Source organism: Winogradskyella pacifica (assembly GCF_003386275.1).
Taxonomy (GTDB): domain Bacteria; phylum Bacteroidota; class Bacteroidia; order Flavobacteriales; family Flavobacteriaceae; genus Winogradskyella; species Winogradskyella pacifica.
Genome location: NZ_QREI01000001.1, coordinates 181,029 through 207,097, shown reverse-complemented (window position 1 = coordinate 207,097; position 26,069 = coordinate 181,029). Strand labels below are relative to the sequence as shown.

Annotated in this window: 24 protein-coding genes; 6 read left to right on the top strand and 18 right to left on the bottom strand. The window is 33.1% G+C overall.

The annotated features are described in order from the left end of the window. The 3 genes from DFQ09_RS00970 to kynU all read right to left on the bottom strand — a co-directional run bounded on the left by DFQ09_RS00970 (position 1) and on the right by kynU (position 3,537). Positions 1 to 435, bottom strand: a complete 435-nt coding sequence (locus DFQ09_RS00970; protein ID WP_115807721.1) for a RidA family protein — start codon at positions 433 to 435, stop codon at positions 1 to 3. Positions 436 to 798: 363 nt separating this feature from the next. Further along, positions 799 to 2,196: an FAD-dependent oxidoreductase gene (locus DFQ09_RS00965; RefSeq protein WP_115807720.1), complete on the bottom strand. Its 1,398-nt coding sequence runs from the start codon at positions 2,194 to 2,196 to the stop codon at positions 799 to 801. Between the two features lie 66 nt (positions 2,197 to 2,262). Then, positions 2,263 to 3,537: a kynureninase gene (gene kynU / locus DFQ09_RS00960; RefSeq protein ID WP_115808396.1), complete on the bottom strand. Its 1,275-nt coding sequence runs from the start codon at positions 3,535 to 3,537 to the stop codon at positions 2,263 to 2,265. A gap of 153 nt (positions 3,538 to 3,690) precedes the next feature. On the opposite strand from kynU, the gene DFQ09_RS00955 reads away from it, so the two are divergent. Next, the gene (locus DFQ09_RS00955; protein ID WP_115807719.1) at positions 3,691 to 5,079 is read left to right on the top strand and encodes a sensor histidine kinase; all 1,389 of its coding nucleotides are present in this window, start codon (positions 3,691 to 3,693) and stop codon (positions 5,077 to 5,079) included. Between the two features lie 171 nt (positions 5,080 to 5,250). On the opposite strand, the gene DFQ09_RS00950 is transcribed toward DFQ09_RS00955, so the two are convergent. Continuing rightward, a complete protein-coding gene (locus DFQ09_RS00950) occupies positions 5,251 to 5,940 on the bottom strand; it encodes a hypothetical protein (RefSeq protein ID WP_115807718.1) in 690 nt (229 codons plus the stop codon). A 42-nt stretch (positions 5,941 to 5,982) separates the two neighbouring features. Between DFQ09_RS00950 and DFQ09_RS00945 the strand changes: the two genes are divergently transcribed. Together DFQ09_RS00945 and DFQ09_RS00940 are read left to right on the top strand one after the other, a co-directional pair. Then, positions 5,983 to 6,798, top strand: a complete 816-nt coding sequence (locus DFQ09_RS00945) for a class I SAM-dependent methyltransferase (RefSeq protein ID WP_115807717.1) — start codon at positions 5,983 to 5,985, stop codon at positions 6,796 to 6,798. 157 nt (positions 6,799 to 6,955) lie between these two features. Beyond that, complete coding sequence (locus DFQ09_RS00940; RefSeq protein WP_181897124.1) at positions 6,956 to 7,843, top strand: carboxypeptidase-like regulatory domain-containing protein; 888 nt, start codon at positions 6,956 to 6,958, stop codon at positions 7,841 to 7,843. A gap of 59 nt (positions 7,844 to 7,902) precedes the next feature. On the opposite strand, the gene msrA is transcribed toward DFQ09_RS00940, so the two are convergent. The 3 genes from msrA to DFQ09_RS00925 all read right to left on the bottom strand — a co-directional run bounded on the left by msrA (position 7,903) and on the right by DFQ09_RS00925 (position 10,602). Then, the gene (gene msrA / locus DFQ09_RS00935) at positions 7,903 to 8,565 is read right to left on the bottom strand and encodes a peptide-methionine (S)-S-oxide reductase MsrA (RefSeq protein WP_115807715.1); all 663 of its coding nucleotides are present in this window, start codon (positions 8,563 to 8,565) and stop codon (positions 7,903 to 7,905) included. A gap of 154 nt (positions 8,566 to 8,719) precedes the next feature. Further along, entirely contained in the window at positions 8,720 to 9,505 is a 786-nt protein-coding gene (locus tag DFQ09_RS00930) for a zinc ribbon domain-containing protein (protein ID WP_115807714.1), read from the bottom strand. A gap of 2 nt (positions 9,506 to 9,507) precedes the next feature. Further along, entirely contained in the window at positions 9,508 to 10,602 is a 1,095-nt protein-coding gene (locus DFQ09_RS00925) for a Nif3-like dinuclear metal center hexameric protein (protein WP_115807713.1), read from the bottom strand. Positions 10,603 to 10,729: 127 nt separating this feature from the next. On the opposite strand from DFQ09_RS00925, the gene lpxK reads away from it, so the two are divergent. Further along, on the top strand, positions 10,730 to 11,728 hold the full coding sequence (lpxK, locus tag DFQ09_RS00920) for a tetraacyldisaccharide 4'-kinase (RefSeq protein WP_115807712.1): 999 nt from the start codon (positions 10,730 to 10,732) through the stop codon (positions 11,726 to 11,728). On the opposite strand, the gene DFQ09_RS00915 is transcribed toward lpxK, so the two are convergent. The 6 genes from DFQ09_RS00915 to DFQ09_RS00890 all read right to left on the bottom strand — a co-directional run bounded on the left by DFQ09_RS00915 (position 11,721) and on the right by DFQ09_RS00890 (position 17,878). Beyond that, the gene (locus tag DFQ09_RS00915) at positions 11,721 to 13,961 is read right to left on the bottom strand and encodes an ATP-binding protein (protein ID WP_115807711.1); all 2,241 of its coding nucleotides are present in this window, start codon (positions 13,959 to 13,961) and stop codon (positions 11,721 to 11,723) included. The genes lpxK and DFQ09_RS00915 overlap by 8 nt on opposite strands. 50 nt (positions 13,962 to 14,011) lie before the next feature. Beyond that, the gene (gap, locus tag DFQ09_RS00910; protein WP_115807710.1) at positions 14,012 to 15,007 is read right to left on the bottom strand and encodes a type I glyceraldehyde-3-phosphate dehydrogenase; all 996 of its coding nucleotides are present in this window, start codon (positions 15,005 to 15,007) and stop codon (positions 14,012 to 14,014) included. Further along, entirely contained in the window at positions 15,007 to 15,879 is an 873-nt protein-coding gene (lipA, locus tag DFQ09_RS00905) for a lipoyl synthase (protein WP_115807709.1), read from the bottom strand. Before lipA ends, gap begins: the two co-directional genes overlap by 1 nt. Positions 15,880 to 16,019: 140 nt before the next feature. Continuing rightward, positions 16,020 to 16,565 carry an RNA polymerase sigma factor gene (locus DFQ09_RS00900; RefSeq protein WP_115807708.1) on the bottom strand — a complete coding sequence of 182 codons (546 nt, stop codon included), beginning with the start codon at positions 16,563 to 16,565 and terminating at the stop codon, positions 16,020 to 16,022. Next, a complete protein-coding gene (locus tag DFQ09_RS00895; RefSeq protein WP_317124896.1) occupies positions 16,556 to 17,545 on the bottom strand; it encodes a glycosyltransferase in 990 nt (329 codons plus the stop codon). Before DFQ09_RS00895 ends, DFQ09_RS00900 begins: the two co-directional genes overlap by 10 nt. A 129-nt stretch (positions 17,546 to 17,674) precedes the next feature. After that, positions 17,675 to 17,878 carry a hypothetical protein gene (locus DFQ09_RS00890; RefSeq protein WP_020895375.1) on the bottom strand — a complete coding sequence of 68 codons (204 nt, stop codon included), beginning with the start codon at positions 17,876 to 17,878 and terminating at the stop codon, positions 17,675 to 17,677. A 222-nt stretch (positions 17,879 to 18,100) separates the two neighbouring features. Between DFQ09_RS00890 and aqpZ the strand changes: the two genes are divergently transcribed. Continuing rightward, on the top strand, positions 18,101 to 18,787 hold the full coding sequence (gene aqpZ, locus DFQ09_RS00885; protein WP_220347447.1) for an aquaporin Z: 687 nt from the start codon (positions 18,101 to 18,103) through the stop codon (positions 18,785 to 18,787). A gap of 72 nt (positions 18,788 to 18,859) precedes the next feature. Here aqpZ and DFQ09_RS00880 read toward each other — a convergent pair whose 3' ends face one another. From DFQ09_RS00880 to DFQ09_RS00860, 5 genes are all read right to left on the bottom strand, one after another. After that, a complete protein-coding gene (locus DFQ09_RS00880) occupies positions 18,860 to 19,666 on the bottom strand; it encodes an anti-sigma factor (RefSeq protein WP_115807705.1) in 807 nt (268 codons plus the stop codon). Between the two features lie 11 nt (positions 19,667 to 19,677). After that, positions 19,678 to 20,211, bottom strand: a complete 534-nt coding sequence (locus tag DFQ09_RS00875) for an RNA polymerase sigma factor (RefSeq protein WP_020895378.1) — start codon at positions 20,209 to 20,211, stop codon at positions 19,678 to 19,680. 200 nt (positions 20,212 to 20,411) lie between these two features. Then, complete coding sequence (gene murB, locus DFQ09_RS00870; protein ID WP_115807704.1) at positions 20,412 to 21,425, bottom strand: UDP-N-acetylmuramate dehydrogenase; 1,014 nt, start codon at positions 21,423 to 21,425, stop codon at positions 20,412 to 20,414. Next, on the bottom strand, positions 21,425 to 22,615 hold the full coding sequence (locus DFQ09_RS00865) for a pyridoxal phosphate-dependent aminotransferase (RefSeq protein ID WP_115807703.1): 1,191 nt from the start codon (positions 22,613 to 22,615) through the stop codon (positions 21,425 to 21,427). The genes murB and DFQ09_RS00865 overlap by 1 nt, the downstream gene beginning before the upstream one ends. Before the next feature lie 122 nt (positions 22,616 to 22,737). Continuing rightward, positions 22,738 to 23,163: a DUF1573 domain-containing protein gene (locus tag DFQ09_RS00860; RefSeq protein ID WP_020895381.1), complete on the bottom strand. Its 426-nt coding sequence runs from the start codon at positions 23,161 to 23,163 to the stop codon at positions 22,738 to 22,740. Positions 23,164 to 23,350: 187 nt separating this feature from the next. Here DFQ09_RS00860 and DFQ09_RS00855 point away from each other — a divergent pair, with 187 nt between their 5' ends. Then, entirely contained in the window at positions 23,351 to 25,984 is a 2,634-nt protein-coding gene (locus DFQ09_RS00855; RefSeq protein WP_115807702.1) for a valine--tRNA ligase, read from the top strand. Positions 25,985 to 26,069 lie beyond the last annotated feature (85 nt).

Sequence of the window (26,069 nt, the reverse complement as noted above, 5' to 3'; positions counted from 1 at the left end):
TTAAGATTTCTTATAAGCCATAACCTTTATCTCAACCACTAAATCAGGGTGTGGTAATTGATGTACTGCAACCGTTGTTCTAGTTGGTCCTGTTTCTTTTTCGAAGAATTCACCATAGGCTTTGTTATAGTCCGCAAAGTCATTCATGTTGACTAAAAATGAGGTAACATCCACCACATCTTTTAAGCTCGCTCCAAGTTTTTGAAGATTCGTATCTATGTTTTTTAAGACTTCTTGAGTTTGTGTATAGGCATTTAAGCGTTTTGTGCCCATGTCGTCTATAATATCGACACCTGCAATGGTGTTATCTGGTCGACGAGAACTTGTTCCTGATACGAAAATAAAATCTCCGACTTGTTTTACGTGTGGATAGGCTCCTCTTGGTGTTACTCCTGTTCCTGCGGAAGCAGGAATTTTATCATTTGTTTTACTCATCATTTTATTTTTTTATTCCGTTCATTTGCCTTGATGCAAACGAACCAAAAAATCACGATCAATCTGAGGAAATTCCTTCGGAACATTCGCTTTCAGAATTCCGTGCTTGAAGCTTCGCTTCGCATCTACATTAAACTTCGTTTCTACCTTCGATTAAAATATATTTTACTCTCTGTAATGCTCATTATTTCTGCAGATTGATGTTCAATTCTTTGAATTGATTTGGGACATTCTTATTTACTAATTATTGTTTTCAATCCCAAGTTTTTTAATTTTTTGCTAACAACTAACAACTAACAACTAACAACTAACAACTAACAACTAACAACTAACAACTAACAACTAACAACTAACAGCTAACAGCTAATGCAATCCCGCAATCCGATCGTCTTCTAAAATCGCTTCCGTTTCTACGTTTACCTTATCTAAGATGTCTTTTAAATCATCTTCTGATGACATAATTTTATCCGTCAACATGTTCAAAATAGCCTTGTCTTGAGCTCGTCCTTTTAACATGGCTTCTCTATAGCCAATGTTTTCATTAAAGGTAACCAAACTATATTTTGATGAATATTGATTTGGGAATTCTTTTTCTAAAGCCATTTCAATTTTTCGTTTTTCTTGAAATATTGGATTCGCAACATGACCTTTCATTTCATGGAAATTGTCAATAGCTAAATCGGCAATGGCATCTGTATCTTTCTTCCTGTTTTTCTCGTAGGCTTCAAAAGTATCTTCCCAATTGTCAAGATTTTGGTCTAGTACTTTATCAAATTCAACCACATCTTCAAATGAGGCATTCATACCTTGACCATAAAAAGGCACAATGGCATGTGCAGAATCTCCCATTAATAAGGTGTTTCCTTTATAATGCCAAGGGGAACATTTTACGGTTCCTAAAGCGGCTGTTGGATTTTCGAAAAAATCATCCACCAAATTCGGCATGATTTCCAAAGCATCTGGAAATTCTTTTTGAAAGAATGCCGTTACCAATTCTGGTGTGGTTAAATTATTAAAATTGTATTCGCCTTCACTGTAACTTAAAAATAAAGTGACTGTAAAACTACCGTCTAAATTTGGTAAGGCGATAAGCATAAAACTACTTCTTGGCCAAATGTGTAAAGCGTTTTTATAGGTTTTGTAACCACCATCTTCTTTTGGTAAAAAGGTTAGTTCCTTATAACCGTGACTTAAATAGTCTTGCGAAAAACTGAATAAAAATTTATTACTTAAATAATAGCTCTTTCGTAATGCGGATCCAGCTCCATCTGTGGCGATAATGCAATCTGCATCTTCAATAAACTCTTCTTTAGAATTGTAATCTTGAAATAAGGCTGTGGTTTTTTCGAAATCTACAGAGTTACATTTCTTGTTGAAATGAATGGTGACATTGTCGTGCTTTTCCGCTTCAGTTAAAAGTAAACCGTTGAGTTCTCCTCTAGAAATTGAATTGATATATTCGTAATCTCTTCCGCTGTAATTAGATAAAAACGTATTGCCTTCTTTGTCGTGGATCATTCTGCCATTCATAGGAATGCACAATGCTTTCACTTTATCTTCAATACCAACGAGTTTCATGGCTTTGTTTCCACGATCCGAAAATGCTAAATTGATGGAACGACCTGCAGAAATATCTGTGGTTCTTAGGTCTGGACGCATTTCGTAAACAGTGACGTTATAGCCTCTTTGCCCTAGTCTTAATGCTAATAGGCTTCCGCAAAGTCCTGCCCCGATGATTAGTATGTTTTCTTGTTTCTTCATAGTATTCTGTCTGGTCGAGCGCAGTCGAGACCTAATTTGACCTCTCGACTGCGCTCGAGGTGACATTTAGTTTTTATTCAAAATAACTTTCATTTTTTCAACCATAAGGTACACATCTTCAAATGAATTATACAATGGCACTGGTGCACATCTTATAACATCTGGTTCTCTCCAATCGCTAATGACTCCGGCTTCGGTGAATTTATCGTGTAATGATTTATCAGCCTTTAAAACTTGAATGGAGAGTTGGCAACCACGCTCATCAGGATTTTCTGGTGTGATAATTCTTATGGTGTCTTCTCCTAAGTCTTTCAGTAAATACTCGAAATAACCCGTTAGTTTTTTTGATTTTTTAATCAGTTTTTCAATACCAACTTCATTAAACATATCTAAAGATGCTTTAATCGCAGCCATTGATAGAATTGGTGGATTACTCAATTGCCAGCCTTCGGCTCCTGGTAACACATCAAACTCATGTCGCATATTAAAACGTGTGTCTTTGTTGTGGCTCCACCAACCTGTAAGCCGGTTGAGGTCTTTGTCGTAAGCATGTCGCTCGTGGACGAAACATCCCGACAAACTTCCTGGTCCAGAATTCATGTATTTGTAAGTACACCAAACGGCAAAATCGGCTCCAGAATTATGTAAGTCTAAATTAACGTTTCCGGCACCATGTGCACAATCAAATCCGACTTTACAACCATAACTGTGACCAAGGCTTGTAATACGTTTAAAGTCGAAAAACTGACCCGTGTAATAATTTACACCACCAATCATTATCAGTGCAATCTCGTTACCGTGTGTTTTTAGTATAGCTTCTAAATCTTCATAATTTAGTAATTCTTCACCTTCTCTTGGTTTCCAGAGAATTAAACCTTCTTTGTCATCATAGCCATGATGCCTTAATTGCGATTCTACAGCATATTTATCTGAAGGAAAGGCATCACTTTCTATGAGAATTTTATAACGTTCCTTAGTTGGTTTGTAAAAAGACGCCATCATAAAATGCAAATTAGCCGTTAAAGAGTTCATAGTGACCACTTCAATTGGTTTTGCTCCAACCAGTTTTGCTGTTGCTTCAGCTAAAAATTCATGATAAGGTAACCAAGGATTTTTAGCGTCAGTATGACCTTCTACACCAAGGTTTGCCCAATCTTCTAATTCTTGATTGATATAAGACTTTGTTGATTTTGGCTGGAGACCTAAAGAGTTGCCACAAAGGTAAATAAGTTCATTTCCGTGTTTGTCTTTTGGGATATGAAATTGTGTTCTATACTGGGATAATTCGTCTAAGGCGTCTTGTTTTTTTGCGTAGTCAAGACCTAGTTGGTAGTTGGACAATTTGAAAGGTTTTTCGGTTTGTAACAAAAATAGCATAATTATATGATATTTCAGGTAATCGATTAATGTAGAAAGTACTAGGGAATTAAAAAGAATTAAATAGTTTTGTGCATCTTTTTTTGGCTAAATTTAGAGTCAACAATTATTTTGTATATGCTAAAAAAACTTTGGTTGTCCTATCGCCAATGGTATATTAAGTATAGCGGTTTTTCTAATGAAAAAGAAACAGATGATTTATCATATCTTAGAGATAAATTGTTTGTTTCAATTTTAATATTAACACTTGCTTTAAGCTTATTGTCTTATATCCCAAGTGCAGGTATGGCTGTTGTGTTAGATAAATGGTTTGTTTTTGTTATAGATACCGTAGCTGTTTTAGTTATGTTGTTTTTGGTTTTTAACAAACGCATGCGTTTCACCACAAAGAAAACTATATTTTCTGTCAATTTATTTGTGTTGTCTTTTGCTTTAATTATTGATTTAGGGCTTAATGGTAGTGGCACAATTTTACTCTTTATGCTAAGTGTTTTAATAACACTTTATAGTGGAAAAAAAGCTGGTGTTAATTCTGTTATCGTATCTGCAATATTTTATGGGATTGTATTATTCATTGATTATGCTAAGTGGATAGATATTCGGTTTTTTACAGAGTCTCCAATAGAGGTATTGTTTGTGGTTTTTATTAATAATGTGCTTTTTGGTTTACTTACTGTTCTTTCAGTTTCGTTTTTAATAGATCGTCTGCACAATGCGTTGTTAAAGGAGAATGATTTACAAGAAGAGCTTCTTGAGAAACATAAAAATGTGGTTATTGCAAAAGAGCGCGCAGAGCAATCTGATCAGTTAAAATCTGCGTTTTTGACCAATATGAGTCATGAGATTAGAACACCAATGTATGGCATTTTAGGTAGTGCTGAACTTCTAAAAGGATACCATGAAGAAGATGATGAGTACCAAGAATATGTTAAGGTAATAGAAGGTAGTGGTAATGAGTTGTTAGATGTTATTACAGATATTTTAAATATATCTAAAATTGAAACCGGACTTATGACAGTTAAAACATCGTTGTTTAAGGTTAACGCCAGTATAGAGGCTATTTATAAAGCGTTTTTGCCGATAGCGGAATTAAAAAAGGTTCAGTTTACTTTAACTAACTTCATTTCCGAAAAAGATCTTCAAATAAATTCGGATAACGAAAAGCTTACTGCTGTATTAAATCATTTAATTGAAAATGCGTTGAAGTATACATCAAAAGGAGATAGTATTTTACTTAGTTGTAGTTTAGATCGTAATACTTCTCAATTGAATTTTTACGTAAAAGATACAGGGGTTGGTATTCCAGAAGATAAAATAGAAACTATTTTTATTCCTTTTTATCAAGTTGATGTTGCTAATAAACAAGCGCTTCATGGTTCTGGTATTGGACTTTCTATATCAAAAGCATATGTTGAAATGCTGGGAGGAGATTTAGTGCTGGAGAGTGAAATCGGTGTAGGCACTGCCTTCAGTTTTTCTATAGCTATGGATATGAAAAACACTTAGCCTGCTTAATTAATGATTTTATAAGTATTCTGCTGAAAAAAAAGCACTTCAATATAAAAATTGAAGTGCTTTAAATATATATAGGCGCCCTAAGGCGGAAAATGTAAGCTATGCATTTTAAGTTAAAACTTAGAACACGAATCTTACATTATAGGTAGCAAAAGTACAGTCTTATTTCTGATCATCCAAAGTAATACTGATATCAGTGAAATACAAATTCCAGTTGCCACCTTCTTGCTTATGATCTGTCGCTATTTTAATACCGTTGTAATCTTTGTAGTTTTCAAAAGTTGTAGTTAACGATGGTTCTGCTGAATTTCCTTTTCTGTAAACCCACTCTCTTATAATGAATTGCTCATCATAAAAAATATCATAAGCATCGCCTGGTGTGTAACCGCCTTCATCAGAATAGGTAAGTGTTATCCTGTTTAATTCTGCCTTGCTAATTGGAGCTTGTGCTTTTGTTGGTTCAGAAATTGTAGCAGAGGTATCCCATACCAATTGAAAAGGAACAAAAAGCCAGAATTTATCATTAATAAAACCTCTGTCATTGGCCATTTGTGTACTATCCATATCACTTCTTGAATATCTTTTTTCTCCATATAAAGATTCAAAAAGCACTTCGTCCGTTTTAGGATACCAAGACCAAGATCTTCCTTTTCCATTTCTAGTATCGGTATCTACTTGAAAGGTGAATTTGACTTCAGATACATTTTTCCATTGTTCAAAACCATGGGCGTTTGCAATTTTTTCAGCTATTGATAATTCTTTTGTCTCGACTTTTAAGCTTGTTTGTTTTGGCTCAGATTTGCAGCTAGAAACAAGTAGCAGACAGATGAGACCTAGATATAATGATTTCATATTAAAAAAGATATAGTAAATTACACGCTAAATTAATCAACCATGAAAGACGACGCTAATTATTTTGAAGTTAATAAAGCCACTTGGAACAAAAAAGTAGCCATACATGCTCAAAGTGAAATGTATAATATCGATGCTTTTAAAAATGGAAAATCGTCATTGATGTCTTATGAGTTGAACGCTTTAGGAAATGTAAAAGGGAAATCAATGTTGCATTTGCAATGTCATTTTGGTCAAGATACGTTGAGTTGGAGTCGGATGGGAGCAAAGTGTACAGGTGTAGATTTGAGTGATGAAGGTGTGAAATTAGCAAAGGAATTAAATACCGAATTACAACTTGATGCAGAGTTTGTGTGCTGTAATGTTTTAGAGACTTCTAAACATATCTCTGAAACTTTTGATATTGTATTTACGAGTTACGGAACTATTGGTTGGTTGCCAGATTTAAAGCCTTGGGCAAAAATGATTGCAGAACGCTTAAAGGTTGGTGGAACATTTTACATTGTAGAATTTCATCCTATTGCATGGATGTTTGATTATGTGGATGGGCAACCAAAAATGACATATCATTACAGTCAGGATGAAGTGATTTATGACGAATATGAAGGGACTTATGCTAACCAAGATTCAAAAATGGTAAGTAAAGAGTATGGTTGGAATCATGGCTTAAGCGAAGTTGTTAATTCACTTATTGAAGCAGGATTGCAAATTGATTATCTTAAAGAGCATGATGAAAGTCCCTATGATGTATTTCCAAATTTAATAAAAACGGAATCTGGGATGTATAAGATGAAAAATCAATTATTTCCTATGATTTTTGAAATTAAGGCTACCAAAAAGAAGCCTTTTAATTCCTAAAAGGGAAAAATCGTGTGCTCTGAGTTTGACCTGCAAGGTTTTCAAAACCTTGTAGGTCTGTTTTAGTAAACTAAATGCATTAATGAAACATTGGAGGCCTAGCAGGTTTGACTAATCTAGCAGGTCTATTCTAATTTTAAAATCAATCAAATCAATTTTGAAAACATTAAAACTCATATTCTTTTTAATAACGGTAAATTTTTGTAATTCCCAATCAATCAATGGTATTGTAAAAGATGCTTTGTCAGGTGAAGTTATAGCATACGCAAATATCGTCTTAAAGAATGGAAAAGGCACATACTCAGATGAATTTGGAAATTTTAAGTTGACTGTTAGAAACGTAGAGACCGATACTTTAAAAGTTTCAACAATAGGGTATGAGTCTCAATATATACCCGTCAATTTGTTTAAAGATAATTTGATTTATAACGTTTTGCTAGCCCCTAAAACTGAAGGTTTAGATGAGGTTCTTATTTCTAGTAAAAAGCTAAAATATGGTAAAAAGGAAATTTTAGGCGAACAGCGCGAGGGCAATCAGAGTGTGACGTCTTTAATTGGGTATGAAACCGCAGTTTTAATTGAGAATCCTAAAAACAAAACAGGAAAAGTAAATGGGGTTTATATCAACCTAAAAAAGAGAAATGATGCCGAATATATTGCCACTTTTAATGTGAAATTTTATCAGTTTGATTCTATTGCAAATGCACCAGGAAAATTAATGTATAATGAAAATATATACGTTCAACCTAAAAATAAAAAATACAGATTATGGGTTAATGTTGAAGGTTTTGGTATTCTGTTTCCTAAAAATGGAATATGTGTCGGTATAGAAATGGTTAATACACATGGTAAGGTTAAAAAGTACGCTTATTTTGGCCCCATGTATCGGTATACATTTACAGAAGAAAAAACGTTACAGACGTGGTCTAATTATCATAACTCAGGTTGGAGAGATGGATCTATTGAGTATAAAAATCCTAAACGCACTAAAGTGGGAGTTTTAAATCCAATGATAGGTGTTGAGGTTGAGTATATTTTGGAATAGGATTTTTAAATATTTTAAGACCTGTCAGATTTAAAAAAACCTGACAGATCTTTTTAGCATTAATGCTTTCCACCGTCTTTTAGTAACTCAGGAAACTTAGCTTTAAATTTATTTAACCTAGGAATAGATACGTTTCTTATATAACCTTGATTAGGATGTAAGCGTTCATAATTTTGGTGATAATCTTCAGCAATCCAAAATTTTTGAAACGGATAAACTTCAGCAGCTATCGTAGCATCTAATTCTTTTGCTAAAGCCGCTTTTTTATCTTCTATGATTTTCTTTTGTTCATCATTTTGATAAAATATAATAGAACGGTATTGCGAACCATGATCTGGTCCTTGTCCATTAGCTTGTGTTGGGTCTTGTGATCCAAAATAGACATCAACTAAAGTTGCAAAACTTACCACTTCAGGATCATAAATAATTTCTACAGCTTCTGCGTGCCCGGTTCTACCAGTATTACTCGCTTCGTAAGTTGGGTTTTTTGTATGTCCGCCAGCATAGCCAGATATGGATTCTTCAACACCTTTTACGCTTTCATAAACGGCTTCAACACACCAAAAACATCCACTCGCAAAATAGGCTTTTGCTTTTCCATCTTTTAGTGGTACAACTACAGGTTCTGCATCGATGACTGCTTTTTGTTTAGAGTTTGTCTGTGCTTGATTGTGACAACTGAACAGTATGGTAATCGCTAAAATGCTTAGTAACTTTTTCATATTTTAATTTTTCTTTATTTAAGTAGTCGTATAAAGTTACATTTCCTTAAATATAATAGTTTTAAAATTATATTAAAAGAAAAATGATTAGACCTGTTTAAGCAAGAAAAGCCTTTGCGATTGCAAAGGCTTAGGTATTTTATGTAGTGAATGTTTACTTGCTAAGTTTAGCAAATAATTTATTCATTTTTATTTTCTCTTCTTCAGCTAATGCAGCATCAACTAAGATACGTCCACTATGCTCATCAGTAATTACTTTCTTACGAGAAGCAATTTCTACTTGTACTTGTGGAGGAATTGTAAAGAAAGAACCTCCAGATGCACCACGTTCAATAGCAACAACAGCTAAACCATTTTTAACGTTGTTTCTAATTCTTTGGTAAGCATTAACTAAACGCTCGTCAATCTTCTTCTTAAAGTCTTCAGACTTACTATTCAGTGCTTCTTCTTCTTTTTCAGTTTCCTTCAAAATTTCATTAAGCTCTCCTTTTTTGTGCTTTAAATGCGCAGTACGGTCTTTTAAACGATCTTTAGTTTCAGAAATAACTTCTTTTTTCTGCTCTATCTGAACTTTAAATTCTTTAATGTGCTTTTCAGCTAATTGAATCTCTAATTCCTGAAATTCAATTTCTTTAGTCAGTGAGTTGTATTCTCTGTTATTTCTAACATTTTTCTGCTGCTCACTATATTTTTTAATTAAAGTCTTAGCTTCTTCGATTAAGTTTTTCTTAGATTTAATCTCATCATCAATAATAGTTAGGCTATCATTTAGCTTTTCCATTCTTAAGTTAAGTCCTTCAACCTCGTCTTCTAAATCTCTAACTTCTAAAGGAAGTTCTCCTCTGACATTTCTTATTTCGTCTACTCTAGAGTCAATTAATTGTAAATCATATAGTGCTCTTAACCGCTCTTCAACAGAAACTTCAGCTTTTTTTGCCATAATTATAGATACTTTATCGGATTTGTATTTGTCTTTGATAAAATGATTGCAAAATTAGTGATTTTTTTCGAGAGATAGTCTACTAAAAATGATTTTGTGAACTGCTCGCTTTCATAATGTCCAATATCGGCCAATACAATGGCGTTTTCTGCACTAAAAAAATCATGGTATTTAAGGTCTGCCGTGATTAAAAGATCTGCATTGGCCGCTTTTGCCGCCGAAATAGCAAAACTGCCAGAACCGCCTAAAACAGCAATGCGCTTTATAGGTTTATTTAAATATTTTGAATGTCTTATACATTCCGTATTCATTTTGTTTTTTATAAAATTTAGACAATCTTCGGTTTCCATAGCATTTTTTAGCTCTCCAACCATGCCAATACCTATATGTTGATTGGTGTTTTCTAAGGTTGTAACCTCATAAGCAACCTCTTCATAGGGATGTACTTCAAAAAGCGTTTTTAATACTTTGGATTCTAAATGTTTTTTGAATGTTACTGAAATTGCCATTTCCTTTTCTGTATGTAACTCACCTTTTTTTCCAATAACAGGATTAGAATTTTCATTTCCTAAATATGTGCCTTCTCCTTCAATATTAAAACTGCACGATTCGTAATTGCCAATACTTCCAGCCCCAACATTAAATAAAGCAGTTCTTAAAGCCTCTGCATTTGCTTTTGGGACATAGGTTTGTAGTTTTTTTATAGTGCCCGATTGCGGAATTAAGATTTTTTTGTTTGTTAATCCTAATCGATCGCATATAATTGAATTAACGCCTTGAAGTGCATTGTCTAGTGCGGTATGAATAGAAAATATGGCGATATTATGTTGAATAGCTTTTATGACGACGCGTTCTACATACGTTTGACCAGTTAGTTTTTTTAAACCCGAAAATATAATAGGATGGAAGCTAACAATAAGATTGCAATTGTTTTCTATGGCCTCATCTACGACTGCTTCGAGCGTATCTAATGTAACAAGAATACCAGAAACGTTTTCATTTTTATCTCCAACAAGAAGTCCTACGTTATCAAAATCTTCGGCATAAGCTAACGGAGCTAAGTTGTGCAAGTGATTAATTACGTCTTGTATGATCATAAGTGTATATTTGTTTCAAAAATAATATAATTTAGCTGCTGTGAAACATCAATCCTCTATTTTGCCTTTAAAACACTATGGTTATTGTGATGTTCCATGTGGCAAAAATATGCTATAAATAAAAAACATGAAGTTTATCCGCATCATATTGTTTCCTATTGTACCGTTTTATTATCTAATCACTTGGTTACGAAATTGGTTGTTTAATGTTGGTTATAAATCGTCTAAATCTTATGACTTTCCGGTGATTTGCGTGGGAAACCTCAGTACGGGTGGAACAGGTAAAACTCCAATGATTGAGTATTTAATTCGACTTTTAAAAGACGACAATTCACTAGCTACATTAAGTAGAGGTTATAAACGTAAAACAGAAGGCTTTGTTTTAGCAAATGACAACGCTAGTGCAGATACTATTGGTGACGAGCCTTTTCAGTTTTATAGAAAATTTAATGGTATTACTGTTGCAGTTGATGCAGACAGACAAGATGGTATTTCTAAACTTAGATACTTAAATCCGAAACCCGAAGTTATATTGTTAGATGATGCTTTTCAACATAGAAAAGTAAAAGCAGGTTTTAATATCCTTTTAACGGCATATAATAATCTTTATTACAAAGATATCGTTTTGCCAACAGGTAATTTAAGAGAGCCAAGATCTGGTGCTAAACGAGCAGATTTAATTGTAGTTACTAAATGTAGAAAGGATATTTCGGAAACAGAGAAGGAGATCATTACTTCGAAGTTAAATATTAAAAACCACCAACAGTTGTTTTTTAGTTATGTGGATTATGCCTCAGAAGTGCTATCAGAATTAGATTCTAAAGAGTTAAGTAAACTGCCTAAATTTACATTGGTCACAGGAATCGCTAATGCGAAACCTTTAGTTGATTTTTTAGCTGAAAAAGGCTTGAAATTTGATCATCTAGAATTTAGTGATCATTATGATTTTAGAGCGTCTGATATCGCAAATTTAGAATCAAAAACGTTAATCATTACGACGGAAAAGGATTATGTGCGATTAAGTAGTTATAGCAGTTTGGAAGAAAAGTTATATTACTTACCTATTGAAATAAAAATAGATAAAGCAGCGCAATTTAATGCTGCTGTTAGAGGTTTTGTTAACTAAAGAAGCTAGATATTATTTTTTCTCCAGAAAGTGCTGCGTGCAATTTGTCTTCGAAATCTTCTTGTTTAAATGGTTTTGAAATAATATCATCGAAACCAGCATCACCAAACTCGTGCATTTTGTCTTCTAAAGTCACAGCTGTTAGTGCAAATATGGTAAGCTCTTTGTCAAATGTTCTAATGATTTTTGTAGCTTCTAATCCGCTAATACCTGGCATATGAATATCCATTAAAACAACATCGTATGTCACTTCTTTAACTTTTTCTACTGCTGCTTCTCCATTATCAACGACATCACAATATAGATTCATTTTATTTAGAATCTTTTTAGTAATCATTTGATTGATTTTGTTGTCTTCTACAATGAGAATCTTAACGTTACTTAAATCCAATCCTTCCATCTTATTAACTTTTATAACTTCTACTACCTCGAGTTTGTCTGCATTTTTATCATATTCTAAAGGAATTTCAAAAAAGAATGTTGTGCCTTTACCTAGCTCACTTTTTAAGTAGATTTTTCCTTTAAGAATCTGAATTAGTCCTTTTACAATAGATAAACCTAAACCAGTTCCGCCATATTTTCTGTTGATCTGCACAGAGCCTTGAGAGAAACTCTCAAACATGTGATCTTGTTTTTCTTTTGTAATACCAATACCATTATCTTCAATTTCGAACCGAAGATTGTACATATTGTCTTTTAGATCAATTTTGTACGCTCTCACCCAGATGTCACCATCTTTTGTGAATTTAATAGCATTTCCAAGTAGATTAATTAAGATTTGGGAAATCTTTAATTGGTCACCAACAAATGTTTCAGGCAACCCCTTTTCGTACTCAAAATGAATTTGAGTATCCTGATCTTTAGCTGAATTACTAAGTGCTGAGATTACGTTTTCTAATTTATTTTTAAGGTTGAAATGTTCAGGGTCAATTTCAACTTTATTGGCTTCAATTTTATTAATTTGAAGAATATCATTAATAAACGTTAATAGATATTCTCCTGAGAATTTTAAGGATTTCAAATGCGGAATTTGATGTTCTAAAGGTTCTTCATCCAATAACATATTGGTAAGTCCTGTTACAGCATACAATGGTGTACGTAACTCATGGGTAACTGTAGACAAGAAATTAGCTTTCGTTTTAGAGGCTAATTCTGCTTTTTCTTTTGCAACAATAAGCTCATCATTTTTTTTATGAAGCATCGTGTTGGTATTCAGTCTTATGTTATTGTTTTTGTATAATGATAATGTTAATAATGATAAGATTGTAATTAATGCAATACTTAGTATGGTTGTAATCCTGGTAAATGCACTATCCGCTTTTACTTCATCAATTTGTGCTTTTAGCTGCGCGTTTTTAGCATCATTATAATTACTGATATTTTGACCAGATATTCCTGGCACTAAGTTTTCTCGCTTAATGTTTAATATTGAGTCTGATAAATGAATGTGCTTTTTAATATAGTAATGAGAATTTTTGTAATCTTCATTTTTTTCATGAATATCACTTAGCGTTAAATAAGCCTCATTTATATTCTCTATATTCTTAAGTGATTGTGCTATGGCTAAACCTTCTTCGGTTTGAGATAGCGCCATCTTTGGATTGTTTAGTGCGGAATAAACTTTCCCACTTTGAATTAAAGCACTACTAAGTCTACGATTTTGGTTGTATTTTTTAGCTATAATTATCGTTTTTTCAAGCTGAGTTTTAGCTTCTTCGTAACGTTTTAGCAAGATGAAAACCTTGGCTTCATTTAGTGTGACTTCAGAAGTGTATTCTTCTAAATTTTCTTGCTCAAAGAGATTTTTTGCGGAAATGAAATATTCTAATGCATTTTCGTACTCTTCTTCGGTACTATGGATAACACCTTTAATATTATAAGTTATAGCGAGATTTCCATAATCATTGTTATCTCTTTGAAGTTGAATGGCTTTATTAATAGAAATATTAGCTTGGTCTTTCTCGTTAACTAAAAACTGGACTTTAGCAATTTTGGTGTGAATTTTACCTTGACTAGACTTGTTATCAATTTTTTCTGCAATAGCTAATGCCTTGTCTAAGTTGTCTTTAGCATTATAGTAATTGCCGCGATCATTGTCTAATGTAGCTTGGTCTAAACGATTTTGAAGTCGTAACACGAGTATGTCTTCATCTTCTACGTCGTCTTGTTGTGAGAAAATTACACTACAAAAACATGTAAAAAAAACAAATATGTAGTATTTAATCTGGGACATTAAGCTCAGTTTGATTTGAGCAAATATAATTATTTATTCGATAAAAGTGATTATTTGTCGGTTAAATTGCAGATTAAATCCAGAATTCTTGAACTATAACCAGTCTCATTATCATACCACCCTACTATTTTTACCATATTACCTATTACAGAAGTCATCTGTGCATCAAAGATACAAGAGTGCGGATTACCAACAATATCGATAGATACAATAGGGTCTTCAGTGTATTCTAAGATGCCTTTTAACTTATTGTTTGCCGCGTTTTTAAAGATTTCGTTAACCTCTTTTATCGACGTAGGTTTGTTAACATTTATGGTTATATCGGTCAGAGAACCGTTTGCAACAGGTACTCTAATGCCACAGCCTCCAATAACATCGGATAACTCTGGGAAGATTTTTGTCAAAGCTTTTGCAGCTCCTGTAGTTGTTGGCACAATAGATTGTCCCGCAGCTCGCGCGCGCCTTAAATCTTTATGAGGCTGATCGTGTAAACTTTGATCTGTAGTGTAAGAATGTATTGTCGTTATATAGGCTTGCTTTATACCTAAATGCTCCTTTATTAAGGAAATCATTGGTGCAGCATTATTAGTTGTGCAAGACGCATTAGATAAAATGGTTTCTGTGCCATCTATGCTATGGTCGTTTACGCCTAAAACAATTGTTTTAATATCATCTTCAAGAGCAGGAACCGATAAAATAACACGTTTAGCTCCATTTGTAATATGATGCTGTAGTTCTGCCTTTGTTTTAAATTTGCCTGTAGATTCTATAACAAAGTCAGGTTGAACTTTTGACCAGTCTAACGTTTTTGGATGCGACTCTCTATAGAGTGGAATTGAAATGCCATTTACAATAATATGTTCGTCATCAAATGAAACTGGCGCTTTTAAAACCCCATGAATACTATCATATTTTAATAAATGACTTAAGGTTCTTGTATCAGCCAAATCATTTACTCCTACGACTTGTATTTGTGGATGCTCCATGGCAAGCCTAAAAACACGACGACCAATTCTGCCAAAACCGTTGATGGCGATAGTAATCATTAATTAATATGTTTTTGAGCTTTATAAGAAGATCTTACTAACGCGCTACTTTCTACATGTCTAAAACCTAATTCTAATCCAATTTCTTCATACTCTTTAAATTGATCTGGATTAATAAATTGTTTTACAGGTAAGTGCTTTTTACTTGGTTGTAAATATTGACCAATCGTAACAACATCAACGTCATGGTCTCTGAGATCGTGAAGTGTTTGAATTACTTCTTCGCGTTCTTCTCCTAAACCTAACATAATACCAGATTTAGTTCTGCGTTGTCCTTGTGATTTTAAATATTTTAAAACCCCAAGACTACGGTCGTATTTTGCTTGTATTCTAACCTCTCTAGTTAAACGTCTAACGGTTTCAATGTTATGAGAAACGACTTCTGGAGCCACATCTATAATACGATCAATGTGTTTTTCTATGCCTTGAAAATCAGGGATAAGTGTTTCTAACGTAGTGTCCGGATTCATACGTCGTACTGCTTTTACCGTTTCTCCCCACATAATACTTCCCATATCTTTAAGGTCGTCTCGATCTACACTTGTTAAAACCGCATGCTTAATTTGCATTAGTTTTATAGAACGGGCTACTTTTTCTGGTTCATCCCAATCAACCGTTTCTGGTCGTCCGGTTTTTACTCCACAAAAGCCACAAGAACGTGTACACACGTTTCCTAAAATCATAAAGGTAGCTGTGCCTTCTCCCCAACATTCCCCCATGTTTGGGCAACTTCCAGAGGTACAAATAGTATTTAATTTATACTTGTCTACTAAAGTTCTAAGTTCTGTGTATTTTTTACCTGTAGGTAATTTTACTCTTAACCATTTAGGCTTTCGTTGTGGTAAAATATTTGAAGCAACTTTCGTTTCCATGCCATTATAAATTTCAAGAAACAAAGATACAAAGTAAATAATTAAAATAGTCTTCTGAAAGCGAGAGACGCAAATATGAAAGACAAATTAATCGCGATTGAAAGCGGTAAATTATTCAATGTGTTTATGTGTTGGGAGTCTTAGCTTTTAGTAATAATAGCAGCTAGTAATTTTTTTGCTCTAAGAAGTTTTACCTTAACGTTATTAATAGGTTCGTTAAGTTCTTCTGAAATCTCCTTATAACTTAATTCTCTGAAATATCTTAAGTTTATAACTTCCTGATAATGGGGCTTTAGCTTTTTTATATCGCGTAAAAGATTGGCAAGGTTTTGTTCTGTTATAATCTTATCTTCTGGCGTGGGCGAATTATCAATAATATCAAAATAGTGATTTTCATTATCTTTAGAGGTATTATTGATTGTGTTTTTCTGTTTTCGAACTAAATCAATATGAATATTCTTAGAAATCGTTATAAGCCAAGTTTTAAATTTGTAATCGTCATTATAAGTGTCAATCTTATCAAAAGCTTTAGAAAATGTCTGAATGGTAATATCTTCAGCGTCATTTTCATTTAAGGTACGTTTTAGTTGAAATGCATAAACGTCATTCCAATACGTGTCTAGGAGAAAATTGAATGCAATTTGGTTGTTGTCTTTGGCTTTGTTTATGGCTTCTTTTACTTCCAATGTTTTGGCTTAGATATCATATTAGCTATAAAGATACTTAATTGTGTAGTAATAAGAAATAATTCTAAAATTGGCATAAGAATAATAAGATCTGTTTCTTCAAACTTTTTTGCTGTAAATCCAAAGCATAACCATTGAATTACAAAGCGTAAGCCGATTAATGATACAATCAATGGCCAAGAAAACCCTATGATTAAAAGTGAAATTCCAAAAATCCAGAATAATAATTGAGTCATATAGAATACTCCTAATAAGACTTTATGATTCAATTTATAAAAATTAGCCGTACTAATATGTCTTCTTTTTTGAAGAATCCATGCTTTAAACGTTGTTTTAGGTTCGGAAACAGTGAAACTTTCTTTTGTGAAACAAAGCGATGTGTTTGATGTATTAGCGACTTCATTAATAAACAAATCATCATCACCAGATTTAAGAGACATATGACTATTAAACCCGCAATTATTAAAGAATAGGTCTTTTCTATATGCCATATTACGGCCCACCCCCATATAAGGTGATCCCATACTAGCGTATGAAAAATATTGTAATGCAGTCATTACAGTTTCGAACCTTATCAGTTTATTAAAGAATGAAAACTTCTTTTTAGCATAAGCTCCATAACCTAAAACAATAGATTTCTCGTTAGAAAAATTGCTGCTTATTTGTTCCAACCATTTTTTAGAGTTCGGTGTACAATCAGCATCCGTAAATACTAAGAAATCGTGTTTAGAGACTTTTATGCCTAAAGTTAATGCGTATTTTTTATTTCCCCAAAAGGCCTCATTAACTTTTACATCAACAAGCTTGATGTTATTATTTTCAGCTTCAAAAGCCTTCATTATTTCCAATGTGTCGTCAAACGAACTATCGTTAACTAAAACAATTTCGAAATTTGAATACTCTTGATTTAATATTAAGGGAATATTCTTTTTTAGATTTTCAGCTTCATTTTTTGCACAGATTATAATCGAAACTGGCATGTGTTTTTTGAGTCGCGTTTCGGCACGTTTGATGCTGAAAGCGAAAATAAAACTAAGATAATATGTAACTTGAATACTAACAACTGCAATAAATGCATAACATAGTATTGAGGGAATGGTCATTAATGCCTAAGAATGTTGAGGTTCGCTACAATCTTTATATTCCTCAGGTGATTTTCCACAAAAACCACAAGCTTCACCATCTTTATTTAGCATTGGGTTTTGGCTAGCACAAGTACCCGCAAATTTACCGTCTTTTTTTGCCCATATTTTTATTGCGATTCCTGCTACGGCTAAAGCTAATAATCCTAATGTAAGTAATAATAATTTCATCTGTTGAGATCTAATAGTTATTAATTTCCAGATGGAACATCTTTAACAATTCCAGTTTGATTCTTAATCTGAAATTAAAGATGCTACACTTCAATGTTTCAATTTAATGCAAAGATAATGTTTTTACATTTATTCTATAGTTATTTGGGTGTGACTTAACTTGTTCTATAAGTGTCTTATCACTAAATAAATATTTTTTACTAACTAATTAAACAAAGAATTATGAAAAAATTATTCGCTGAGTTCTTCGGAACATTTTGGCTTGTATTTGGTGGTTGTGGTAGTGCTATATTTGCTGCTGGCTTCCCTGAATTAGGCATCGGGTTTCTAGGTGTTGCTTTAGCATTTGGTCTTACGGTATTAACAATGGCTTTTGCTGTTGGTCACATTTCAGGAGGTCATTTTAATCCTGCGGTTTCAATAGGTCTTTGGGCTGGAGGAAAGTTTGAAGCTAAAGATGTATTAGGTTATGTTATTGCCCAAATGGTTGGGGCAATTGCTGCCGCTGGAGTTTTATATCTAATAGTGTCGGGTAAAACTGGTTTTGATGGAGTAGGTGGTTTTGCTGCCAATGGTTATGATGAGTTGTCGCCAGGTGGCTTTAGTATGATGTCTGCTTTGGTAGCAGAGGTTGTTTTAACAGCTTTCTTTTTAATTGTTATCTTAGGAAGTACAAGTTTGAAAGTTCCTAAGGGTTTCGCTCCAATTGCTATTGGATTGGCTCTAACGTTAATTCACTTAATAAGTATCCCAATAACAAATACATCAGTGAATCCTGCAAGATCATTAAGTCAGGCTATATTTGCTGATGGCGCTTATTTATCGCAAGTTTGGTTGTTTTGGGTGGCTCCAATTGTAGGTGCTATTATTGGTGGTTTAATCCACAAAACCTTATTTGAGAAAGCCTAATCTTTTTCGATTTTGAACAAAAAAAGAGGCGCAATTTTAATTGCGCCTCTTTTTTGGATTAATTAACTAAATTTAATTTCCTTTTAAAGAAATTTCAGCCACTTCAGTGTCGTTTTCATTGGCATTATCTCCTTTAGTACCAATCTTAATACTAAGAGCTAATGCATCTTCCATGTATGGAATTTGTTTCAACTTACGATCAGATTCGTCTAAAATACCTAGGTTAACCATTCGGTCTTGTAGCTCTGCCCAAATTTGGTATTGCTGCTCTTTAGGTAATTGCGGTAACGTAATAACATCAATCATAGATGTTTTTTCAACAGGGTTAATGTACGCTACTGTTTTTAAGTTTTTAGCACGATCATTACCATTAATAACATACTTTCTAGAATCTGGATTGTTAAGTTTTAATAATTCTCTAGATAGCTCGTCTAATTTAGAGTTGTTGCTTTCAATATCACTTCTTAGGTCATAAATTTCTTCAACAACAACATTGTTTTCACTATTTAGTTGTATGTTTTTTTGATAAAGCATAAACGAAGTTGCTGCAAATAATATAGCTGCTGCACTCGCTGCAACACTATACCAAGCCGTTTTTCGCTTTTGTGCTAATGGAATTACCTTAGTTTCTTCTACTTTAGTCTGGTTAGTTTCTTCTAAGGATTCTAAAATGTTTCCTAAAATGTTGGTAGGAACTTCAACAGCTCCTGCTTTTGTTACAATTTCTAAATTATCTTGAAGTTTTTCGTAAGCTTGAGCGACCTCTGGATAAGTAGAAATAAAGTGTTCAACTTCTTTAGATTCTTCCAAAGAAGTGTCTCCAACCAAATACTTATTAAGTAGGTTAGAATTTAAAAAGTTGTGTAATTTGTTTTCCATGATCAAATAATTTATGGATTATAGACTTTTTTAAGTTCTCGCAATCCTATTTTTAATCTAGATTTAATAGTACCAAGCGGAATGTCTAATTCATCACTTGCTTCTTGTTGCGTCATCCCCTGAAAAAACAAGGCGTCTAACACAATTTGATATTTTTCTTCTAGTTTCCCAACATGTTCTTTGATGTCCATGACATCTTGATTAAAATTTGTTGTTGGTAAGATATATACGTTAGATGTTTCAATTTGGACTTCCTTATGAAATCGATTATTAAAACTTCGTAGTTTATCTATAGCTGTATTCCTTGCAATACGAAACAACCAAGTAAATAGTTTTGCTTTAGAAGGATCGTACTTTGAAGCATTTTTCCATACTTTAATAAAGGTTTCTTGCAAGGCATCTTGCGCAACTTCTTCATTAATTGTAATTTTTAAGATAACACCATAAAGACTATTAGAATAGTTTTCATAAAGTAAATTCAAAGCGCGCTTATCTCCTTTTTGAAGATAGGCGATAATAGTTTGTTCTGTAGGTGTTATACTCAAAGTGTTAAAGTCTTATGTCTTAGATGTTTTAAACGTCCAAATCAATTTTCTGAACGTAAATATAATTAAATACACCATATAGGTGCTCAATATAAAGTATTAGAATAATTTTATCTCCGTTAGGGGTTGATTAATAGCGTTTTCAAACAAAAAAAATTATTCTAAATTCAAAAGTCGCAATGAAAATTGTGACTTTTGTTTTATATGATATTTACTTCGGTTTCGATGGTAATATTAAATAATCGTTTTACTGTTTTTTGAATTAATTGTGCTAATTCAAAGATTTCTTTCCCACTTGCATTTCCGTAATTAACCAAGACTAAGGCTTGTTTATTATGAACTCCATAATCACTAAAGCGTTTGCCTTTAAATCCCGCTTTTTCAATTAACCATCCAGCAGGTACCTTTATGGCTTCATCTGATATTTTGTAAGAAGGCACATCTGGGAAATCACGTTCTAATTCAATAAACGCTTTAGCTGAAATAATAGGATTTTTAAAAAAACTACCACTATTACCGATCTCTTTCGGGTCTGGTAATTTACTTTGTCTAATTGCAATTACAGCGTTTGAAATATCTTGAATTGTTGGTTCAGTTATACCATTAGCGTTTAATTCATTTTTAATAACTCCGTAATCTGTGTGTAATTTATGCTTAGACTTCGTAAGCTTAAGATTAACACTTGTAATTATATAGTGCCCTTTTAGGTCTTGCTTAAAAATAGATTCTCTATAGCCAAAGTTGCAATCAGATTTTGAAAATGTTTTTACAGATTGGTCGTCTATTTTTAACGCTTCACAACTCACAAAAACATCTTTAAGCTCAACTCCATAAGCACCGATATTTTGAATCGGAGCTGTACCAATATTACCTGGGATTAAGGATAAATTTTCAATACCTCCAAAATTGTGCTCTAAGCACCAAAGTACAAAGTTGTGCCAGTTTTCACCAGCCATTGCCTTTACAATAACTGAGTTGTCAGTTTCACTAATAACTTCAATACCTTTTAAATTAATATGAAGTACTAGCGCTTCAATATCTTTAGTTAACAACATGTTGCTTCCTCCGCCTAAAATAAATAATGGAGATTTATCATTATTTCTTAAAACAGTACTTAGGTTTTCTATAGAGCTAATATCACAATACGATTGTGCTTTAACATCAATACCAAAGGTGTTAAAAGGTTTTAAAGAAGCATTGCTGATAATCGTCATTAGTCTTTATATACTTTTAGTGCTTCCTCTAAGATTTTAACGGCAATTTTTAAACTTTCGTTATTTAAAACATAAGCAATACGTATTTGGTTTAAGCCAACTCCGGGAGTCGAATAAAAACCAGCCGCAGGTGCTACCATTACAGTGTCGTTATTGTAATCAAAAGATTCTAAGAGCCATTTTGCAAAATGATCAGAGTTTTTTACCGGTAACTCGGCAATACAATAAAATGCTCCATTAGGTTTTGCAACTTTTACACCTTCGATTTTTTCTAATGCTGAAATTAGAGTATTTCTACGCTTTACGTATTCTTCTTTTACATCATCGAAATAACTTTGTGGAGTGTCTAATGCAGCTTCACTTGCTATTTGTGCTAGAGTAGGTGGACTCAATCGTGCTTGCGCAAATTTTAAAGCCGTTTTTATTAAGTCTTTATTTTTTGATACTAAATAGCCAATTCGTGCACCACACATACTGTAACGTTTAGAAACAGAATCAATAATAATAGCGTGTTCCTCTAAGCCTGGTTCTTGTAAAATAGAATAATGTTCTACACCATCGTAAACAAATTCTCTATAAACTTCATCAGCGATTAAAAATAAATCGTGTTTTTTTACAATGGCTGCAAGTTGTTTTATTTCTTCTTTTGAATATAAGTAACCGGTTGGATTCCCAGGATTACAAATTAATATGGCTTTAGTCTTTGGCGTAATTAATTTTTCAAACTCTTCAATTGGTGGTAATGCGAAATTATCTTCAATTTTAGAAATTACAGGAACTACATTTACTCCAGAAGCCGTTGAAAATCCGTTGTAATTAGCATAAAATGGCTCTGGTATTATAATTTCATCACCTTCGTCCATAATGCTTCCAAAAGCAAATAAAAGTGCTTCACTTCCTCCTGTGGTTACAATAATATCATTGTGCGAAACTTCTATTGAGTTACGTTTGTAGTATTCGGCAATCTTCATTCTATAACTCTCTGATCCTTCAGATCTGCTATAGGCTATAGTTTCTAGGGTGTTGTTTTTTATAGCATCTAAGGCTACTTGTGGAGTTTTTATATCTGGTTGACCTATATTTAGATAGTAAATATTTTTTCCTTTTTTTTGCGCTTCTTCAGCATAAGGGACCAATTTTCTAATTGGCGATTCTGGCATGTGGATGCCTTTATTTGATATTGATGGCATTGTGTATCGGTTTTAAAATGCTAAGTTCTGAAAATTCTTAAAGTTTAAAGGTAAAAAAAGTATAAAAAAAAGAGCCTTCAAATTGAAAGCTCATTTCTTTAAATTTATATGAGGATGCTCAATTATTGCTCAAGCATACTTTTACTTTTCTTTTCTAAAACGCTAGTCTTATTAGAATCTACGACTAGTCCTTTTATTTTTAATGCTACTGTTGGAGTTTCCGCATTAGAAAAAACAGTAATGGTCTTTCTAATTGGGTTTACTCTTTTTGTATCATATTTTACTTCTATCTCACCTGTTTCGCCTGGCATAATAGGGCCTTTAGGTTTTTTAGGTACTGTACAACCGCAAGTCGATTTTACATTAGAAATTACCAATGGAGCATCTCCTGTATTCGTAAACTCAAAAACTCTTACTCCGTCTGCACCTTTTTCAATGGTACCATAATCTATAACGTCGGTCTTAAATTCAATTTTTGCTACTTTTTCTTGAGCAAAAGAACCTAGACTCATTAATCCTACAAATAATACTGCTATTAAATTTTTCATCATTTTTAATTTTAAAATTGATTAGTCAAAACTAGTTACTTTTTCCCTTGTAACAAAATTTATTAGATGTAATACACTTCATTTAACAGAATTTTTGGCTTTAAAACCTATATTCTTACACTAATAATTTTTCGAAAAAGGAATTATAAGTACTTTTGGCAGTTATATTACAAAAACAATACCAAACATGGAAATTCCTTCTAAATATAATGCGTCTTCAATAGAGAATAAGTGGTACGACTACTGGATGGAGCACAAGTACTTTAATTCTAAACCAGACGAAAGAGAACCTTATACCATTGTAATTCCTCCACCAAACGTTACGGGGATATTACACATGGGGCATATGTTGAATAATACGATTCAAGATGTCTTAATTCGTCGTGCACGTTTATTAGGTAAAAATGCGTGTTGGGTGCCTGGTACAGACCACGCATCAATAGCAACAGAAGCTAAGGTTGTTGCCAAACTAAAGGAGCAAGGCATTGATAAAAATGATTTATCGCGTGAAGAATTTTTAGAGCATGCTTGGGAGTGGACCGAAGAATATGGTGGTGTTATCCTAGAACAACTTAAGAAATTAGGATGTTCTTGCGATTGGGACAGAACTAAGTTTACAATGGACGACGATATGTCTGAAGCTGTAATTAAAGTATTTGTTGATTTATACAACAAAGGTCTTATTTATAGAGGGTATCGCATGGTAAATTGGGATCCTGAAGCAAAAACAACCTTATCTGATGAAGAAGTAATTCATGTTGAAAAACAAGGTTTACTATATTATTTAGAATATAAAGTTGAAGGAAGTGACGAAAAATTAACCATTGCTACAACTCGTCCTGAAACTATTTTTGGAGATACTGCTATTTGTATCAATCCTAATGATGAGCGTTTTACACATTTAAAAGGTAAGAAAGCAATTGTTCCTATTTGTGGACGTGTCATTCCTATTATTGAAGATGAGTATGTTGATGTTGAATTTGGTACAGGATGTTTAAAAGTAACACCTGCGCACGATGAAAATGATAAAGTTTTAGGCGATAAGCATCAATTAGAAGTTGTTGATATTTTTAATGCAGATGCCAGTTTAAATAGCTTTGGTATGCATTACGAAGGTCAAGATCGTTTTGTCGTTAGAAAAGCAATTACAAAAGAATTAGAAAAGGCTGGTATTTTAGTAAAAACTGAAAACCATATCAATAAAGTAGGAACATCAGAACGTACAAAAGCAGTGATCGAACCAAGATTGAGTGATCAATGGTTCTTAAAAATGGAAGATTTAGCACAACCTGCTATTGATGCTGTTTTAAAAACGGGTGATGTAAAGTTATTTCCTAAGAAGTTTGAAAATACGTATCGTCATTGGATGGAGAATATTCGCGATTGGAATATTTCACGTCAATTACTTTGGGGGCAACAAATCCCTGCGTATTTCTACGGAGATGGAAAAGAAGATTTTGTAGTTGCCGAAAGTTTGGAAGATGCTTTAGTTTTAGCTAAAGAGAAAACCGGCAACCAACAACTAACAACTAATGACTTAAAGCAAGATACTGATGCTCTAGACACATGGTTTAGTTCATGGTTATGGCCAATGAGTGTGTTTGATGGGATTAGAAATCCTGAAAACGAAGAAATAAAGTATTATTATCCAACGAATGATCTAGTAACTGGTCCAGATATTTTATTTTTCTGGGTAGCACGTATGATTATTGCGGGTTATGAATATAGAGATGAAAAACCTTTTGAAAATGTTTACTTAACAGGATTAGTTAGAGATAAACAACGACGTAAAATGTCGAAGTCTTTAGGGAATTCGCCTGATGCTTTAAAATTGATTGAGGATTATGGTGCCGATGGAGTTAGAGTAGGACTTCTTTTGAGTTCAGCAGCTGGAAATGATTTAATGTTTGATGAAGATTTGTGTCAGCAAGGAAAGCAGTTCGCTAACAAGATCTGGAATGCCTTTAGATTAGTACAAGGTTGGGAAGTTGATAATACAATTAGTCAGCCAGAATCTAGCAAAATTGCTTTAGAATGGTTTGAGTCTAAATTTCAGAAAACCATTTTAGAAATTGAAGATCATTTTAGTAAGTACAGATTGAGTGATGCACTTATGGCAACTTACAAATTAATTTGGGATGATTTTGCATCATGGTTATTAGAGATTATAAAACCAGCATATCAACAACCGATTGATGCCAAGACATTAGAAAGTGTTAATGCTATTTTTGAAGATATTTTAAAGGTTTTACATCCATTTATGCCATTCTTAACGGAAGAAATTTGGCATTATATAAAAGAGCGTTCTCCTGAAGAAGCTTTGATTATAGCAAAATGGCCAGAAGCAAAACCAATTAATGACACTTTGATTTCTGAATTTGAATTTGCTTCAGAAGTCATTTCTGGATTAAGAAACATCAGAAAACAAAAGAATATTGCGTTTAAAGATGCTATTGGTTTTTCTGTAGTGAATAACGAAAATGTAAACCCTACGTTTGATGAAGTGATTTCAAAATTAGGAAACCTAGAGAGCTTCGATTATGTAACAGAAGCTGTTGAAGGTGCGTTGACGTATCGTGTAAAATCGAATGAATACTTTATTCCAATGGAAGGTAGTATTGATATAGAAGCTGAAATTGAAAAGCTGACAGAAGAGTTAAAATATACCGAAGGCTTTTTAAAATCTGTTCAAAAGAAATTATCTAATGAACGTTTTGTTGCTGGTGCACCTGAGCAAGTTGTAGCATCAGAAAAACAAAAAGAAGCAGATGCGTTGGCTAAGATTGAAACTATAAAATCTAGTTTAGCGAGCTTAAAGTAATGGTTACAACCTGCAAGGTTTATAAAACCTTGTAGGTTTTTTGAAGATTATATAAAAAAGACGACTGTAAAAAGTGGTCTTTTTT

What these genes read in the sequence shown, in the direction of transcription:
- DFQ09_RS00970 (WP_115807721.1), bottom strand. Translation starts at nt 435, where the DNA reads ATGAGTAAAACAAATGATAAAATTCCTGCTTCCGCAGGAACAGGAGTA.
- DFQ09_RS00965 (WP_115807720.1), bottom strand. Translation starts at nt 2,196, where the DNA reads ATGAAGAAACAAGAAAACATACTAATCATCGGGGCAGGACTTTGCGGA.
- DFQ09_RS00955 (WP_115807719.1), top strand. Translation starts at nt 3,691, where the DNA reads ATGCTAAAAAAACTTTGGTTGTCCTATCGCCAATGGTATATTAAGTAT.
- DFQ09_RS00950 (WP_115807718.1), bottom strand. Translation starts at nt 5,940, where the DNA reads ATGAAATCATTATATCTAGGTCTCATCTGTCTGCTACTTGTTTCTAGC.
- DFQ09_RS00945 (WP_115807717.1), top strand. Translation starts at nt 5,983, where the DNA reads ATGAAAGACGACGCTAATTATTTTGAAGTTAATAAAGCCACTTGGAAC.
- msrA (WP_115807715.1), bottom strand. Translation starts at nt 8,565, where the DNA reads ATGAAAAAGTTACTAAGCATTTTAGCGATTACCATACTGTTCAGTTGT.
- DFQ09_RS00930 (WP_115807714.1), bottom strand. Translation starts at nt 9,505, where the DNA reads ATGGCAAAAAAAGCTGAAGTTTCTGTTGAAGAGCGGTTAAGAGCACTA.
- DFQ09_RS00925 (WP_115807713.1), bottom strand. Translation starts at nt 10,602, where the DNA reads ATGATCATACAAGACGTAATTAATCACTTGCACAACTTAGCTCCGTTA.
- lpxK (WP_115807712.1), top strand. Translation starts at nt 10,730, where the DNA reads ATGAAGTTTATCCGCATCATATTGTTTCCTATTGTACCGTTTTATTAT.
- DFQ09_RS00915 (WP_115807711.1), bottom strand. Translation starts at nt 13,961, where the DNA reads ATGTCCCAGATTAAATACTACATATTTGTTTTTTTTACATGTTTTTGT.
- gap (WP_115807710.1), bottom strand. Translation starts at nt 15,007, where the DNA reads ATGATTACTATCGCCATCAACGGTTTTGGCAGAATTGGTCGTCGTGTT.
- lipA (WP_115807709.1), bottom strand. Translation starts at nt 15,879, where the DNA reads ATGGAAACGAAAGTTGCTTCAAATATTTTACCACAACGAAAGCCTAAA.
- DFQ09_RS00895 (WP_317124896.1), bottom strand. Translation starts at nt 17,545, where the DNA reads ATGCCAGTTTCGATTATAATCTGTGCAAAAAATGAAGCTGAAAATCTA.
- DFQ09_RS00890 (WP_020895375.1), bottom strand. Translation starts at nt 17,878, where the DNA reads ATGAAATTATTATTACTTACATTAGGATTATTAGCTTTAGCCGTAGCA.
- aqpZ (WP_220347447.1), top strand. Translation starts at nt 18,101, where the DNA reads ATGAAAAAATTATTCGCTGAGTTCTTCGGAACATTTTGGCTTGTATTT.
- DFQ09_RS00880 (WP_115807705.1), bottom strand. Translation starts at nt 19,666, where the DNA reads ATGGAAAACAAATTACACAACTTTTTAAATTCTAACCTACTTAATAAG.
- murB (WP_115807704.1), bottom strand. Translation starts at nt 21,425, where the DNA reads ATGACGATTATCAGCAATGCTTCTTTAAAACCTTTTAACACCTTTGGT.
- DFQ09_RS00865 (WP_115807703.1), bottom strand. Translation starts at nt 22,615, where the DNA reads ATGCCATCAATATCAAATAAAGGCATCCACATGCCAGAATCGCCAATT.
- DFQ09_RS00860 (WP_020895381.1), bottom strand. Translation starts at nt 23,163, where the DNA reads ATGAAAAATTTAATAGCAGTATTATTTGTAGGATTAATGAGTCTAGGT.
- DFQ09_RS00855 (WP_115807702.1), top strand. Translation starts at nt 23,351, where the DNA reads ATGGAAATTCCTTCTAAATATAATGCGTCTTCAATAGAGAATAAGTGG.